Origin of the sequence: Streptomyces sp. NPDC052299 (genome assembly GCF_040679335.1) — a bacterium.
Taxonomy (GTDB): Bacteria; Actinomycetota; Actinomycetes; order Streptomycetales; family Streptomycetaceae; genus Streptomyces.
On sequence record NZ_JBFAUP010000012.1, the window covers coordinates 264,421 to 278,604 of the forward strand.

11 protein-coding genes are annotated in these 14,184 nt (G+C 71.6%); 8 read left to right on the top strand and 3 right to left on the bottom strand.

The genetic code is table 11. The features are described from left to right. The first annotated feature begins 127 nt into the window (after positions 1 to 127). From AB0L33_RS22070 to AB0L33_RS22085, 4 genes are read left to right on the top strand one after another with little or no spacing between them, the layout of a single operon-like run. The gene (locus tag AB0L33_RS22070) at positions 128 to 1,288 is read left to right on the top strand and encodes a CaiB/BaiF CoA-transferase family protein (RefSeq protein WP_365683932.1); all 1,161 of its coding nucleotides are present in this window, start codon (positions 128 to 130) and stop codon (positions 1,286 to 1,288) included. Continuing rightward, positions 1,288 to 2,430, top strand: a complete 1,143-nt coding sequence (locus AB0L33_RS22075; protein ID WP_365683934.1) for an acyl-CoA dehydrogenase family protein — start codon at positions 1,288 to 1,290, stop codon at positions 2,428 to 2,430. Before AB0L33_RS22070 ends, AB0L33_RS22075 begins: the two co-directional genes overlap by 1 nt. Positions 2,431 to 2,480: 50 nt before the next feature. Further along, on the top strand, positions 2,481 to 3,695 hold the full coding sequence (locus AB0L33_RS22080; protein ID WP_365683936.1) for an acetyl-CoA C-acetyltransferase: 1,215 nt from the start codon (positions 2,481 to 2,483) through the stop codon (positions 3,693 to 3,695). Positions 3,696 to 3,725: 30 nt separating this feature from the next. Then, positions 3,726 to 5,897: a 3-hydroxyacyl-CoA dehydrogenase NAD-binding domain-containing protein gene (locus AB0L33_RS22085; RefSeq protein ID WP_365683938.1), complete on the top strand. Its 2,172-nt coding sequence runs from the start codon at positions 3,726 to 3,728 to the stop codon at positions 5,895 to 5,897. A gap of 55 nt (positions 5,898 to 5,952) precedes the next feature. Here the strand turns inward: AB0L33_RS22085 and AB0L33_RS22090 are convergent, their stop codons facing one another. Next, positions 5,953 to 6,684, bottom strand: coding sequence for a MerR family transcriptional regulator (locus AB0L33_RS22090; protein ID WP_365683940.1), 732 nt, complete (start codon positions 6,682 to 6,684; stop codon positions 5,953 to 5,955). A gap of 115 nt (positions 6,685 to 6,799) precedes the next feature. Between AB0L33_RS22090 and AB0L33_RS22095 the strand changes: the two genes are divergently transcribed. From AB0L33_RS22095 to AB0L33_RS22110, 4 genes are all read left to right on the top strand, one after another. Then, positions 6,800 to 7,276, top strand: coding sequence for a macro domain-containing protein (locus AB0L33_RS22095; protein ID WP_365683942.1), 477 nt, complete (start codon positions 6,800 to 6,802; stop codon positions 7,274 to 7,276). 51 nt (positions 7,277 to 7,327) lie between these two features. Then, entirely contained in the window at positions 7,328 to 8,425 is a 1,098-nt protein-coding gene (locus tag AB0L33_RS22100; RefSeq protein ID WP_365683944.1) for a hypothetical protein, read from the top strand. Between the two features lie 133 nt (positions 8,426 to 8,558). Continuing rightward, on the top strand, positions 8,559 to 11,249 hold the full coding sequence (locus tag AB0L33_RS22105; protein WP_365683946.1) for a M4 family metallopeptidase: 2,691 nt from the start codon (positions 8,559 to 8,561) through the stop codon (positions 11,247 to 11,249). A gap of 117 nt (positions 11,250 to 11,366) precedes the next feature. Further along, complete coding sequence (locus AB0L33_RS22110; protein ID WP_365683948.1) at positions 11,367 to 11,978, top strand: TetR/AcrR family transcriptional regulator; 612 nt, start codon at positions 11,367 to 11,369, stop codon at positions 11,976 to 11,978. A 9-nt stretch (positions 11,979 to 11,987) separates the two neighbouring features. Here the strand turns inward: AB0L33_RS22110 and AB0L33_RS22115 are convergent, their stop codons facing one another. Together AB0L33_RS22115 and AB0L33_RS22120 are read right to left on the bottom strand one after the other, a co-directional pair. Next, entirely contained in the window at positions 11,988 to 12,890 is a 903-nt protein-coding gene (locus AB0L33_RS22115) for an oxygenase MpaB family protein (protein ID WP_365683950.1), read from the bottom strand. Between the two features lie 200 nt (positions 12,891 to 13,090). Next, positions 13,091 to 14,131 carry a LacI family DNA-binding transcriptional regulator gene (locus tag AB0L33_RS22120; protein ID WP_365683952.1) on the bottom strand — a complete coding sequence of 347 codons (1,041 nt, stop codon included), beginning with the start codon at positions 14,129 to 14,131 and terminating at the stop codon, positions 13,091 to 13,093. Between the last annotated feature and the right edge of the window lie 53 nt (positions 14,132 to 14,184).

The following is a 14,184-nucleotide window of genomic DNA, read 5'->3' on the forward strand; positions in this document are numbered from 1 at the left end:
GGGGGAGTATCCATGAGTATCCGCGAGAAGAACTAAGCGCTTGCTCGGCCCAGGGGGTTGTGCGGAGCGCGGCGCATTCCTAGCATCATCGGTGTTACATCAGTTGTGTCATACCGCTGGGGGCTCGATGGCGAGTACAGGTAACGGCCCGCGCGGCCCGCGCGGTCCCCTCGACGGGCTTCGGGTGGTGGAGCTCGCGGGCATCGGGCCCGGCCCCTTCGCCGCGATGCTCCTGGCCGATCTGGGCGCCGACGTGGTGCGCGTCGACCGCCCCGGCGGCGCCGGACTCGGCATCGATCCGGCCCGCGACCTCACCAATCGCAACAAGCGCTCCGTGCTGGTCGACCTCAAGGCTCCGGACGGTCCGGCCACCGTCCTGGACCTGGCCGCCCGCGCCGACGTCCTGATCGAGGGCTACCGGCCGGGCGTCGCCGAACGCCTCGGCGTGGGCCCCGACGCCTGCCTGGCCCGGAACCCGCGACTGGTCTACGGGCGGATGACCGGCTGGGGCCAGGACGGACCGCTCGCCGAGCGCGCCGGGCACGACATCGCCTACATCGCGCTCACCGGCACCCTCTCCATGATCGGCCGACCGGACGAGCCGCCCACCGTCCCCGCCAACCTGGTCGGCGACTACGCGGGCGGCTCGCTCTACCTCGTCGTCGGCATCCTCGCCGCCCTCCAGCACGCCCGGACGCCCGGTGGCAGCGGGCAGGTGGTCGACGCGGCCATCGTGGACGGCGCCGCCCACCTCGCCACGATGATCCACGGCATGCTCGCGGCCGGCGGCTGGCAGGACCGGCGCGGTGCCAACCTGCTGGACGGCGGCTGCCCGTTCTATGGCTCGTACGAGACCGCCGACGGGCAGTACATGGCGGTGGGCCCGCTGGAGCAGCGTTTCTACGACGAGTTCGTCACGCTCCTCGGCATCGCGGAGACCGCCCCGGACCGCAACGACCTGGCCCGCTGGGACGAGCTCCGGGCCGCCGTCGCGGACCGGTTCCGCACCCGCACCCGCGCCGAGTGGACCGAGGTCTTCGACGGGTCGGACGCCTGTGTGGCCCCGGTCCTCTCGCTCCGCGAGGCCCCGCACCACCCGCACCTCGCCGCCCGCGCCACCTTCGTGGAGCGCGGCGGACTCACCCAGCCCGCACCCGCGCCCCGCTTCTCGGCCACGCCCACCTCCGTGCGCACCGGGCCCGTCCTGCCGGGCGCGGACACCGATGCCGTCGCCGCCGACTGGGACGTGCCCGGCCTGCGGACCACCCGGAAGGACACCACCCCCTGATGCAGCGGCAGATCTTCACCGAAGAGCACGACGCGTTCCGCGAGACCGTGCGCACCTTCCTCGCCAAGGAGGTCCTTCCGCACTACGAGCAGTGGGAGAAGGACGGCATCGTCTCGCGCGAGGCGTGGCGCGCCGCCGGACGGCAGGGCCTCCTCGGCCTCGCGGTGCCCGAGGAGTACGGAGGCGGCGGCAACCCCGACTTCCGCTACAGCGCGGTCCTGGCCGAGGAGTTCACCCGGGCCGGCACCCCCGGGATCGCGCTCGGGCTGCACAACGACATCGTCGGCCCGTACCTCACCGGCCTCGCCACCGAGGAGCAGAAGCGGCGCTGGCTGCCCGGCTTCTGCAGCGGCGAGACCATCACCGCCATCGCCATGACCGAACCCGGCGCCGGTTCCGACCTCCAGGGCATCCGCACCACCGCCGAGGACAAGGGCGACCACTGGCTGCTCAACGGCTCCAAGACCTTCATCTCCAACGGCATCCTGGCCGACCTGGTGGTCGTCGTCGCGAAGACCACCCCGGAGGGCGGCGCCAAGGGCCTCTCGCTCATCGTGGTCGAGCGCGGCGCGGAGGGCTTCGAGCGGGGCCGCAACCTCGACAAGATCGGCCAGAAGTCGCAGGACACGGCCGAACTGTTCTTCAACGACGTGCGTGTCCCCAAGGAGAACCTGCTCGGCGAGCGCGACGGCGCCTTCATCCACCTGATGACCAACCTGGCCCAGGAACGCATGGGCATAGCCGTCGCCGGGATCGCGGCTGCCGAACACCTCCTGGAGATCACCACCGCGTACGTCAAGGAGCGCGAGGCGTTCGGCCGGCCGCTCGCCAAGCTCCAGCACATCCGCTTCGAGATCGCGGAGATGGCCACCGAGTGCGCCGTCACCCGGGCCTTCCTCGACCGCTGCATCGTGGACCACTCCGACGGCACCCTCGACGCCGTGCACGCCTCGATGGCGAAATGGTGGGCGACCGAACTGCAGAAGCGCGTCGCCGACCGCTGCCTCCAACTGCACGGCGGATACGGCTACATGGCGGAGTACCCGGTGGCCCGGGCGTTCACCGACGGCCGCATCCAGACCATCTACGGCGGCACGACCGAGATCATGAAGGAGATCATCGGCCGCTCGCTGCTCGCCTGACTCCGGCTCCCGAACCACGCTCGCGCCACCACCCTCGAAAGGCAGCTGTCTTGAGTACCGAAGCATTCGTCTACGACGCGATCCGCACCCCGCGCGGCCGGGGCAAGGCCAACGGCGCCCTGCACGGCACCAAGCCGATCGACCTCGTCGTCGGCCTGATCCACGAGATCCGCGACCGCTTCCCCGGCCTGGACCCGGCCGCCATCGACGACATCGTCCTCGGCGTGGTCAGCCCGCTCGGTGACCAGGGCTCCGACATCGCCCGGATCGCCGCCATCGCGGCCGGCCTGCCCGACACCGTCGCGGGCGTCCAGGAGAACCGCTTCTGCGCTTCGGGCCTCGAAGCCGTCAACCTGGCCGCTGCCAAGGTGCGTTCGGGCTGGGAGGACCTGGTCCTGGCGGGCGGCGTCGAGTCGATGTCCCGGGTGCCGATGGGCTCCGACGGCGGCGCCTGGGCGATGGACCCGATGACCAACTACGAGACCGGCTTCGCCCCGCAGGGCATCGGCGCCGACCTCATCGCCACCATCGAGGGCTTCTCCCGCCGCGATGTGGACGAGTACGCCGCGCTGTCCCAGGAGCGCGCCGCCGAGGCGTGGAAGGACAACCGCTTCGCCCGGTCCGTCGTCCCCGTCAAGGACCGCAACGGCCTCGTGGTCCTCGACCACGACGAGCACATGCGCCCCGGCACCACCGCCGACTCGCTCGCCGCGCTCAAGCCGTCCTTCGCGACGATCGGGGAGATGGGCGGCTTCGACGCGGTGGCCCTCCAGAAGTACCACTGGGTGGAGAAGATCGACCACGTCCACCACGCGGGCAACTCCTCCGGCATCGTGGACGGCGCCTCCCTCGTCGCCATCGGCAACAAGGAGACCGGCGAGCGCTACGGCCTGACCCCGCGCGCCCGCATCGTCTCCGCCGCCGTCTCGGGCTCCGAGCCGACCATCATGCTCACCGGCCCCGCCCCCGCCAGCCGCAAGGCGCTCGCCAAGGCCGGGCTGACCATCGAGGACATCGACCTCATCGAGATCAACGAAGCCTTCGCCGGGGTCGTCCTGCGCTTCGTCCGGGACATGGGCGTCTCCCTCGACAAGGTCAACGTCAACGGCGGCGCCATCGCGCTCGGCCACCCACTGGGCGCCACCGGCGCCATGATCCTCGGCACCCTCATCGACGAACTGGAGCGCCGGGACCAGCGCTACGGCCTCGCCACCCTGTGCGTGGGCGGCGGCATGGGCATCGCCACCGTCATCGAGCGTCTCTGACCGTCCCCTTCCTACGGAGAAGACAAACCCATGACCGAGAGCACGACCATCCGCTGGGAACAGGACGAGACCGGCGTCGTCACCCTCGTACTGGACGATCCCAACCAGTCCGCCAACACGATGAACCAGGCGTTCAAGGACTCCATCGCGGCCGTCGCGGACCGCGCCGAGGCCGAGAAGGACTCCATCCGGGGCATCATCTACACCTCCGCCAAGAAGACCTTCTTCGCCGGTGGCGACCTCAAGGAAATGATCAGGATCGGTCCTTCGAGCGCACAGCTCGCGTTCGACACCGGCACCGCCATCAAGAACTCGCTGCGCCGCATCGAGACCCTCGGCAAGCCGGTCGTCGCCGCCATCAACGGCGCCGCCCTCGGCGGCGGTTACGAGATCGCGCTCGCCTCCCACCACCGCATCGCCCTCGACGCGCCCGGCTCCCGCATCGGCCTCCCCGAGGTCACCCTCGGGCTGCTCCCCGCGGGCGGCGGCGTCACCCGCACCGTACGCCTCATGGGCATCGCGGACGCCCTGCTCAAGGTCCTCCTCCAGGGCACCCAGTACACCCCCCGCCGCGCCCAGGAGAACGGCCTCGTCCACGAGGTCGCCGCCACGCCCGAGGAGATGCTGGAGAAGGCGCGCGCGTTCATCGACGCCCACCCGGAGTCCCAGCAGCCCTGGGACGTCAAGGGCTACAAGATCCCCGGCGGCACCCCGTCGCACCCGAAGTTCGCCGCGAACCTGCCCGCCTTCCCGTCGAACCTGAAGAAGCAGATCGCGGGCGCCCCCATGCCCGCGCCGCGCAACATCCTCGCCGCCGCCGTCGAGGGCTCCCAGGTCGACTTCGAGACGGCGCTGACCATCGAGGCCCGGTACTTCACCGAGCTGGTCACCGGCCAGGTCTCCAAGAACATGATCCAGGCGTTCTTCTTCGACCTCCAGGCCGTCAACTCCGGGGCGAGCCGCCCCAAGGACGTCGAGGAGCGCCAGGTCCGCAAGGTCGCGGTCCTCGGCGCGGGCATGATGGGCGCGGGCATCGCGTACTCCTGCGCCAAGGCCGGGATCGAGGTCGTCCTCAAGGATGTCTCCGCCGAGGCCGCCGCCAAGGGCAAGGCGTACAGCGAGAAGCTGCTCGACAAGGCGCTCTCCCGGGGCCGCACGACCGAGGCCAAGCGCGACGAGCTGCTGGCCCGCATCACCCCGACCGCCGACGTGGCGGACCTCGCGGGCTGCGACGCGGTCATCGAGGCCGTCTTCGAGGACACCGCCCTCAAGCACAAGGTGTTCCAGGAGATCCAGGACGTCATCGCGCCCGACGCGCTGCTCTGCTCCAACACCTCCACCCTGCCGATCACCGTGCTCGCCGAGGGCGTCTCGCGCCCCGTCGACTTCATCGGGCTGCACTTCTTCTCGCCGGTCGACAAGATGCCGCTGGTGGAGATCATCAAGGGCGAGAAGACAGGTGACGAGGCGCTGGCCCGCGCGTTCGACCTGGTCCGCCAAATCAGGAAGACCCCGATCGTCGTCAACGACTCGCGCGGCTTCTTCACCTCGCGCGTCATCGGCCAGTTCATCAACGAGGGCGTCGCCATGGTCGGCGAGGGCGTCGAGCCCGCCTCCGTCGAGCAGGCCGCCGCGCAGGCCGGGTACCCGGCCAAGGTGCTCTCGCTCATGGACGAGCTGACGCTCACCCTGCCGCGCAAGATCCGCAACGAGACCCGCAAGGCCGTCGAGGAGGCGGGCGGCACCTGGCCCGAACACCCGGCGGACACCGTGATCGACCGGATGGTGGACGAGTTCGGCCGCCCCGGCCGCAGCGGCGGCGCCGGCTTCTACGAGTACGACGAGGCGGGCAGGCGCACGCGCCTGTGGCCCGGCCTGCGGGAGCACTTCGCCAAGCCGGACACCGAGATCTCGTTCACCGACATGCAGGAGCGGATGCTCTTCTCGGAGGCGCTGGACAGCGTCCGCTGCCTGGAGGAGAACGTCCTGCTCACCGTCGCCGACGCCAACATCGGCTCCATCATGGGCATCGGCTTCCCGCCGTGGACCGGCGGCGTGCTCCAGTACATCAACGGCTACGAGGGCGGCCTGCCCGGCTTCGTGGCCCGCGCCCGGGAACTCGCCGAGCGCTACGGGGACCGCTTCCTGCCGCCCGCGCTGCTGGTGGAGAAGGCGGAGAAGGGCGAGACCTTCCACGACTGACCCGACGCGCCGGGTGCCGTACCGCCGTTCCCGGGCGGTACGGCACCCGATGCGTTCACTCCGCGGTGAACGCGGCCCGCAGCTCCTCCTTCAGCGACCGCTGGAAGGCGGTCACCAGGGCCTGCAGCACCATCGGCTGCATGTGCGCGGACAGCGACTTCATCGCCTTGACGTGCTCGGGGTCCGCTTCCCGCTCCCGGTACGGATTCCACACCTCGTCCCGGAAGAGCCGGGTCAGCTCCTGTGCGGCGGACCGGGTGTGCTCCAGCAGGACCGTACGGGCGGCCAGGATCGTCTCGTGCGCGATCGGCACGTCGAGCAGTTCCACGCCGAGCCGCAGCAGCCCCGGGTCCAGCCGGAACACCCCGTCCTCGGGTGCGGACCGCTCCAGCACGCCCAGCGCGGCCAGCCGGTCGAGGTCCTGGCCGCTCAGCGCCCGCCCGGCCCGCCGCTCCAGCTCCGCCCGCGAGGCGTCCTCCGGGGAGTCCGGCGCCCAGGAGGCCACGAGGGCCCGGTGGATGGCCAGATCGTGGGCGCTCAGGTCGGGCGGCAGCTGCTCCAGGTACCGTTCGATCGCGGCGAGCGTCATGCCCTGGTGCTGAAGCTCCTCGATGAGCGCCAGCCTCGACAGGTGGTCGTGCCCGTAGCGCCCGACCCGGCGCGGCCCGATCACCGGGGGCGGCAGCAGCCCCCGGGTGCTGTAGAACCGCACCGTCCGCACGGTCACCCCGGCACGAGCCGCCAGCTCGTCGACGGTGAGTTTCGGCTCCTCGGCCTCGGTCGCCATGTCCGCTCCTCGTGTCCGGTGCCCGGTGCGTGCCCGGTGCAACAGTATTGCTGTCTCACCACCGATGTGAAAGTGCGGGCGGGCCACTGTCAGTGCCGCCACCTAGCCTGAACGCATGTCCGAGATCATGTATGTACGAGGGGACGCGACCTCGCCGCAGGGCAAGGGCGTCAAGATCATCGTCCACGTCTGCAACGACCTCGGCGGCTGGGGCAAGGGCTTCGTCCTCGCCCTCTCGCGACGCTGGCCCGAACCGGAGGCCGCGTACCGCAGCTGGCACCGCGAGCGCGCGGGGAACGACTTCGGCCTCGGCGCGGTGCAGTTCGTCCAGGTCTCTCCCTTCACCTGGGTGGCGAACCTGGTGGGGCAGCGCGGGATGCGCCGGGGGAGCAAGGGCGCGCCGGTCCGCTACGAGGCCATCGACACGGGCCTGGCCGCCGTGGCCGACCGCGCCCTGGAGCTGGGCGCCTCGCTGCACATGCCCCGGATCGGCTGCGGCCTCGCGGGCGGCACGTGGACCCGGATCGAGCCGCTGATCGAAAGCCGGCTGTCGGCCCGCGGCCTGTCCGTGACCGTGTACGACTTCGACTGAGCGCCGGATAGCCTGACCGCCGTCGGCCGGGCGGTGGTCAGGGGAGGTCCAGTGACGGATGCCGGAACGGGGAGCGGGACGAGCGGCCGGCGCGCCGATGGGCAGCCGGGCGAGCCCGCGGAGTCGGCCCTGCTGACGCTGCTCGGCCTGGGCCCGGAGGAGGACGCGGTCTACCGCCTGCTCGTCGACCGGCCCGAGAGCGAAGCGGAGATCCTTTCCCAGCACTTGGACGGCCTCGCCGTGGAGCAGGCCCTCGCCTCCCTCGTCGAGCGCGGGCTCGCCGGCGCGGACCGCCCCGATGCGGACGGGCCCGTCCGCTACCGCGCCGCTCCGCCGGTACTCGCACTCGGGCCGCTGCTGGAGTCCCGCCGTTCCGCGCTGCACCGGGTCGAGTCGCTGGTCGGAGACCTCTCCGAACGACACCGGTCGGCCCAGATGTACGGTGCCGGCGCCCCGGTGGAGGTGCTGTCCGGGCCGACGGCCGTGCGGCGGCGCCTGGTGACCCTGCAGCGTCAGGCCCGGAGCGAGGTCTGCACGTTCGTGCCCGCCAGGCACATGCCCGCCCTGCTCAGCTTCGAGGACAACCACGAAGAGGCGGACGCGGAGATGATGCGCCGGGGCGTGACCGTGCGCAGTGTCGTGGAGCGCGCGTGGCTCGAACATCCGGCGACCGTGGCCCTGATGGACGCGTGTCTCGCCCAGGGGCAGCAGATCTCCGTCACGGACCGGCTGCCGACCAAACTCGTCATCGTCGACCGCAGCGTCGCCCTGCTGCCCCTCGACCCGGACCGGGAGAGCGACCCGGTGGCGCTCGTCGTCCACCGGACCGGTCTGCTGACCGCGCTGATCTCGCTCTTCGAGACCCACTTCGAGAAGGGGCGGCTCCTCCTCGCGCCGGGGGCCGGCCCGGACGCGGAGTCCCCGCTCGCTGCGGTCGACCGGCAGATCCTGGCCCTGCTCCACGTCGGTCTCACCGACGCCGCCATCGCCCGCCAGCTCGGGATGGGCCACCGGACCGTGCAACGCCGGCTGCACACACTGATGGACGAGGTCGGAGCGGCCACGCGCTTCCAGCTCGGCTGGCACGCCGCCCGGGCCGGCTGGCTGCCCGAGCCATCGGACAACCCGGCCGCGCAGGCGCATTCCTGAGGCGCAAATGTGCCACGGCGCCTTCGCGCCAGGGTCATCCCCTGTTCACGCAGCGTCCCATGACGAACGATCAGCACGTCAACGTCCGGGCCGCCCCCGCGGTTCGGACGCAGGTGTGCGATGGGGAGGTCCAGTGAGACGAACGAGCGCGTTGCGGATGCTGGCGGCCGGGGTGGTCGCCACCGCCACCGGCGCGGCGCTGATGGCCGCGCCGGCCTGGGCGGACGACGCCGCCGCGGCACCGCGGACGGACCCGGTGGGCGTCGCGCCCGCGATGACCCGGGGCCTGGACGAGGCACCCAGGGAAGGCACCCCGGCCGAGGCCGCCCGGGCCCATCTGAAGGCCCACGAGGACACGTACAAGGTGCCCGTGTCCGATCTGCGTACGGTCAGGACCACCAAGGACGGCAAGCAGTCCTCCGTGCGCTTCCAGCAGAAGCACGAGGGCGTGCCGGTCTTCGGCGCCGAGTACGCGGTGCAGACGCAGGCGGCCGACGGAGGCCAGCGGATCACCTCCGCGACCGGCACCCTCTACACGGACCTCACGGTCCCGACCACCGCCGTGGTGAGCGAAGCGACCGCCAGGAAGCGCATGTTCAGCCTGGACGGGCAACTGTCCCGCGTACGCGGCGCCAAGACCGCGGCCCACGGCCTGACCGTACTGCCCGACGCCCACGGCGGCCGCCTGACCTGGCACTTCACCGTCACCGGCGGCCAGGACAACGGCACCCCCGTACGGCAGGAGGTGTTCGTCGACGCACGGGTGGGCGGCATCGCGCTCTCGTACAACAACATCGACGCGGCCGACGCGGCCCCCGCGCGCGGCACCGGCGTCCGCGTGGACGGCACCGAGGCGCCGCTCGACATCAACAAGGAGGCGAACGGCTCCTACACGCTGGTCGACTCCACGCGCGCCATGTATCCGAGCACCGGCGGCCAGATCCGGACGTACGACGCCCAGCGCAAGCAGTACACCCTCGTCGCGGGCGGCCCGGTCACCGACGACATCCCGCTCGCCACCTCCGGGACCACCCGCTTCGACGGCGCGAACACCACGTCCGGCGCGGTGGACGCCCACCTCAACGCCGTGAAGGTCTACGAGTACTACAAGGACCGGATCGGCCGGGACGGCGTGGACGGCAAGGGCGGAACGATCACCTCCGTCGTCAACGTCGCCGCCAACGGCAGCGACTACGCCAACGCCTTCTGGGACGGCTCCAAGATGGTCTACGGCCACATGGACGGCGTGCCCCTCTCCGTCGGCCTGGACGTCGTCGGCCACGAGATGACGCACGGCGTCACCGAGCACTCCGCGGGCCTCGTCTACCTCAACCAGTCCGGCGCGCTCAACGAGGCGATATCCGACTACTTCGGCAACGCCATGGAGACCGCCGACAAGGGCACCGCCATGAGCGACCCGACGTCCGGTCTCATAGGCGAGTACCTGTGCAACGGGACCAAGCCGCTGGAGGAATGCGCCCTGCGCGACCTGAACGACGGACGGGACGCGCAGAAGGACTACCAGCCCATCCCGCTCGACATCGACAACGGCGGGGTGCACTACAACTCCACCATCGTCGGCGGCGCGCTGTGGGACATGCGCAAGAACCTCGCCCCCGGCCTCGCCGACCGGATCGTCTACCGGTCCGCGCAGAACTACCTCACCCCGCTGTCCGGCTTCACCGACATGCGCAACGCGGTCATCCTGGCCGCCACGTCCCTGAACGCCTCCGAGCACGAACTCGCCGTCATCGCCGACGCCTTCGACGCCCACGGCATAGAGAAGGACTGGGAGCACAAGGGCGGCACGCACGACGGGACGACCATCGGGGCGAACGTCCTGCCCGCGTACGAGGTGTACAGCGGCGTGGACGAGCAGGCCGCCCAGATCAACGGCGACGTCTACGCCATCAGCCACGGTGACGCCGTCGCCTGGGACCAGGGCGGCGCCGCGTTCGGCATCACCGTGGGCCGCTTCGGCAAGCAGCCCCGCCACGAGCTGGCCGAGAAGGACGCCTATCTGCTGGACCCGTCCCTGGACGACGACCGCATCGTCTTCACCCGGATCACGGCGGACGGCGTCGGGATCTACCGCACCGGCGCCAAGGGGCAGGGCGCGATCAAGAAGCTCGTCGACCGCAAGGACGCGGACGAGACCGAGCCGGTGACCGACCGAGGCGCACTCGCCTACATCAGCACCACCGCCGACGGCGAGCAGGACGTCATGCTGCGGACGGCCGACGGCGGCACCCGCAACCTGACCCCGGAGTCCGGCACGCGGGCCGCCCGGCTCGCCATGAAGAACGGCCACGTCGCCTGGGCGGGCGGCGACGGCGACACCCTGTACCTGTACGACGCCGCCACCGGCACCACGCAGAACCTGCGGATTCCCGGCTGGCTGTTCAACTACGTCTCGGACATCCAGTTCACGTCCGACCGGGTCTTCTGGCGGGAGACGGGCGGCTTCCTGATCCCGAGCACCACCTTCCGCTCCGCGCCGCTCGACGACCTGTCGGCCGCGGTGAAGCCGGCCTACCCGCAGAGCACCGCCATGGCCCAGTTCTCGGTCAACGACGACTACTTCGCCTACTCGACCTACGACCTGTGGGGCGCCCTCGGCTCCTGGACCGGTCCGGGCAAGGTCCACGTCTCCACCACCGCCGACCTGCTCGCCGGGTCGAACAACTTCCGCCGGGTCTCCTGCTCCTCCGGCGCCCAGCTGGCCCCGTCCCTCGGCACGGGACAGCGCATCGCCTGGCTGGACACCAGCGCCGCGTCCACCGACGTGGTCACCCGCGGCTCGTTCGCCGGAACCTGCGACTAGTCGCCCCCGCACCGAAGAGGCGCCCGCCGCACGTCGGCGGGCGCCTCGCCGCGCTGGTACGGCGGTACGGAACGTGTCACTCTGTTCCGGCGTGTGCGGGCGGACCGGGGAGGGCTCATGGCGGTACGCGGCAGGGAAGAGGCGGGGGCGGGCGCACCCGCCGACGCGCTGGGGGAGCAGATCCTCGATGCCGCGCGCGAGCAGTTCATGACCTTCGGGCTGCGCCGCTCCACCGTGGACGACGTGGCCAGGCGCGCCGGGGTGTCACGGGTGACCGTGTACCGGAGGATCGGCAACAAGGACAGCCTGGTGTCCGCGTGCCTGCTGCGCGAGTACCGCAGGTTCGTCGAGGAGGTGGACGACGCCGTCGCCGCGCTGCCCACCCCCGAGGACCGGCTGGTCGAGGGCTTCGTCGCGGTGCTGCGGCACATCCGCGAACACCCGCTCATCGGCGGGCTGCTGCGCCTGGAGCCGGAGACCATGCTGCCCTTCCTGACCGTGGGCAGCGGCCCCGCCTTCCTCGCGATCCGTGGCTATCTGGCGGGCCGGCTGCGCGAGGTCCGGCGGCTGGAGGGCGGACCGGAGAGCGACCCGACCCCCGTCGCCGAGCTCATGGTGCGGATCACCGTCTCCTTCCTCCTCAACCCGGTCAGCTGCTTCGAGCTGGACGACGACACCCAGGTCCGCGACTTCGCCCGCCGCTGCCTGGTCCCCCTGCTCGCCGCCTGACCCGGCGCCTCAGCCGCCCTCGGGCCCCGGCCGGACGGCGGCCTCGTCCGGCAGCGGTTCCAGCGGCCGGCTGCGCGCCCAGTGCGGCCCGAGGTCGTCCAGCCGCCAGCCGAAGGGGTACGAACGCGGCTGCGGCCGCGACGGGAAGCGGCGCGGTCTGGCGGGCATCCCGCGTACGCACCGCGCCCGCAGCCGCAACGCCGCCGACGCCGAGGTCCGCACCCACCGGGGCTGCGGCCGGAAGCCCAGCGCCCTCAGCAGCGGCTCATCGAGCAGCGCCAGCGCGAACCGGGCGACGAAGGGCCGCAGCGGGCGCGGATACCAGCTCGCCATCACCCGGAACGTGGCACTGGCGACCCGCCGGTTCGCCGGGTCGTACGCGAACATCCGCTCCTCGTACGTGTCGAGCAGCCGCTCGAACTCCTCGTAGGTGCCGGGCACGTCCTCGATGCCCATCATCTCCCCGGTCCTGCGCGCCGCCTCCGCCAGCGCCCGCACCTCCTGCGCGCAGAGCGGGCGCCAGCCGTACCGGTCGATCCAGCGCTTCGGTCCCACGACCGTCGTCGCCAGGACATACCGGAAGTCGTCGTTCTCGATGCGGTACTTGCCGTGGATGCGGTTCAGATGCCGGGCCGCCGCCCGCCCCCGCTCCGAGTCGAAGCCCTCGACGGCCATCTCGTACCCGATCAGCACCGTGTCGTCGTACCGCTTCTGCCCGTTGCGCTCGAACTCCTGGGTGCGGTCGAGGAGGACGGAGATCCGGGGGACACCGTAATCACGCAGGAACGCCACGCTCACGCCCTGCCGGTAGTCCCACGGGAACTCGTACTGGGAGATCAGACGAAGGATCTCGGCGTAGTCCCGCGCCGGATCCATCCGGCGGATCTCACGCAGGCGGCTGTACCGGCCCATGGTGCGCCCTCCTGTCCGGGTCCCGGCTTCGGCGCGCCCGTTCCGGAGCGAAGTGACGGCACGTCTGTTCCGGAGAGTCAAAGTTACAAATACTATTGACTTGTTTCACTGACGCCGTCAACACCACCGACGGGAGCACCACTCCCTCCGCCGCGCCGGCATCGGGGAGCAGCCCCGCCCCGCCCTGACGCGCGGGCGGGCTAGGCCGAGGCGCGGCGGACCAGCCTCGTCGGCGTGATCACCGACTCCGGTCCCGCGTCCCCGTTCTCCAGCCGCTCCATCAGCAGCCGGACCATCAGCCGGCCCATGCCCACCACGTCCTGCCGTATCGTCGTCAGCGGCGGATCCGTCGCCTCGGCGACCGACTCCATGTCGTCGAAGCCGACCAGCGCCACGTCCTGCGGCACCCGCCGCCCCCGCTCCCGCAGCACCCGCAGCGCGCCCGACGCCATCAGGTCGTTCGCCGCGAACACCGCGTCCAGGTCCGGCCGCCGCTCCAGCAGCCCGGCCATGGCCCGGGCGCCGCCCTCCACCGTGAAGTCGCCGTCCGCGAGCAGCGCCGGGTCGGCGTCCGGCAGGATGTCCGCGTAGCCGTCGATCCGGTCCAGCGCCGAGGTCTGGTCGCGCGGGCCCGCGATGTGCGCGATGTTCCGGCGGCCGAGCGCGGCCAGATGCCGTACGGCCTCCCGGGCGCCGCCCCGGTTGTCGCAGTCCACGAAGGGCACCGCGTCGGTCGGCGCGCCCGGCCTCCCCGGCCTGCCGCCGTAGACCGCGGGGACGCGGAAACGCCGTATGGCGGCCGGGAGTTCGTCGTCGGTGTGCAGCGAGAAGGCCAGCACCCCGTCGACATGGCCGCCGCCCAGATAGCGGCTGACCCGCTCGAAGTCGCCCCGGCCCTCCACCAGAAGCAGCACCAACTGGGCGTCGTGCACGTTCAGTTCGCGGCTGATGCCCCGGATGTGCTGGGAGAAGAACGGGTCGGAGAAGATCCGCACCTCGGGCTCGTCGATGATCACGGCGACGGCCCCGTTGCGCCGGGTCACCAGGGTGCGCGCCGCGTGGTTCGGGACGTACCCCAACTCCTCGACCGCCTTGCGCACCTGGTCCACGAGCGGCTGCCGGACACCCGCGCCGCCGTTCACCACCCGCGAGGCCGTCGCCCGCGAGACTCCGGCCCGGGCCGCCACCGCTTCGAGCGTGGGACGGGCGTGGAGCGGGGCATCGGGGGACGGACCGGGCAAGGGGCGCTCCTTCTGTGGCACATCGGGTCCGGGACCGCCCCGGCCCCGCCAGC

Coding starts and splice junctions, on each gene's coding strand:
- AB0L33_RS22070 (WP_365683932.1), top strand. CDS start 128: ATGGCGAGTACAGGTAACGGCCCGCGCGGCCCGCGCGGTCCCCTCGAC.
- AB0L33_RS22075 (WP_365683934.1), top strand. CDS start 1,288: ATGCAGCGGCAGATCTTCACCGAAGAGCACGACGCGTTCCGCGAGACC.
- AB0L33_RS22085 (WP_365683938.1), top strand. CDS start 3,726: ATGACCGAGAGCACGACCATCCGCTGGGAACAGGACGAGACCGGCGTC.
- AB0L33_RS22090 (WP_365683940.1), bottom strand. CDS start 6,684: ATGGCGACCGAGGCCGAGGAGCCGAAACTCACCGTCGACGAGCTGGCG.
- AB0L33_RS22095 (WP_365683942.1), top strand. CDS start 6,800: ATGTCCGAGATCATGTATGTACGAGGGGACGCGACCTCGCCGCAGGGC.
- AB0L33_RS22110 (WP_365683948.1), top strand. CDS start 11,367: ATGGCGGTACGCGGCAGGGAAGAGGCGGGGGCGGGCGCACCCGCCGAC.
- AB0L33_RS22115 (WP_365683950.1), bottom strand. CDS start 12,890: ATGGGCCGGTACAGCCGCCTGCGTGAGATCCGCCGGATGGATCCGGCG.